This is a genomic window from Streptomyces sp. YS-3, from assembly GCF_045257485.1.
Taxonomy (GTDB): Bacteria; Actinomycetota; Actinomycetes; order Streptomycetales; family Streptomycetaceae; genus Streptomyces.
Genome location: NZ_JBJHPC010001109.1, coordinates 1 through 891, shown reverse-complemented (window position 1 = coordinate 891; position 891 = coordinate 1). Strand labels below are relative to the sequence as shown.

General features: G+C 72.7%; 1 protein-coding gene and 1 pseudogene. Both read right to left on the bottom strand.

What is annotated here, in order from left to right; translation table 11 throughout:
• Positions 1–621 (bottom strand): annotated as a pseudogene (locus ACJA3G_RS37800) (acetoin utilization protein AcuC); the annotation flags it as partial.
• On the bottom strand, positions 590–891 hold a 302-nt coding region (locus ACJA3G_RS37795; RefSeq protein WP_406557518.1), incomplete at its 5' end, for an MFS transporter. The pseudogene ACJA3G_RS37800 and the gene ACJA3G_RS37795, both read right to left, overlap by 32 nt.

Here is an 891-nt window from a genome sequence, read left to right as displayed (position 1 = left end):
GGTCTCCTCCGGCCACCCCGTCCCGGGGAACAGCAGCCGGGGGTGCTCATGGAGGGAGATCGTCAGCACCCTGGGGTCGTCCCAGAACGCCGTCTGCACCCCGTCCCCGTGGTGCACGTCCACATCCACGTACGCGACGCGCTCGGCGCCCAGCTCAAGGAGGCGCGCGATCGCCAGCGCCGCGTCGTTGTAGACACAGAACCCCGACGCCCCGCCCGGCATCGCATGGTGCAGCCCGCCCGCGAAGTTCACCGCGTGCGCCGCGTCCCCGCGCCACACCGCCTCCGCGGCCCCCACGGACTGCCCCGCGATCAGCGCGGACGCCTCGTGCATCCCCGCGAACGCGGGATCGTCGACCGTTCCCAGCCCGTACGCCTGGTCGGCGCGGCCCGGGTCCGCCGAAGCGGCCCGTACGGCCGCCACATAGTCCTCCCGGTGGACGAGCCGCAGCGTCGAGTCCCCCGCCGCGGGCGCGGCCACCACGTCCACCACCTTGTCCAGCCCGTACGCCCGCACCAACCCCATGGTCAGCGAGAGCCGCACCGGGTCCATCGGGTGGCTCGGTCCGAAGTCGTACGCCGTGACGGCGTCATCCCACATCAACAGTGCGCGGCCGGTCATGCCCGCCACCGTATCGGGCCCCCTCCGCCCCGAACGACCGGGCGTACACCAGGGTGAGCAGGACCAGCACCATCGGCACCAGCATCGCGCCCCGGTAGCTCCACGCGTCCCCGAGCCCCCCGACGAGCGGAGAGCCGACGAGGAAGCCCACGTAGTTGAAGATGTTGAGCCGCGCGATCGCCGCGTCGGAGGCGTGCGGGAACAGCCGCCCGGCCGCCGCGAACGTCTGCGGCACGATCACACACAGCCCGAACCCGAGCAGTGTGAACC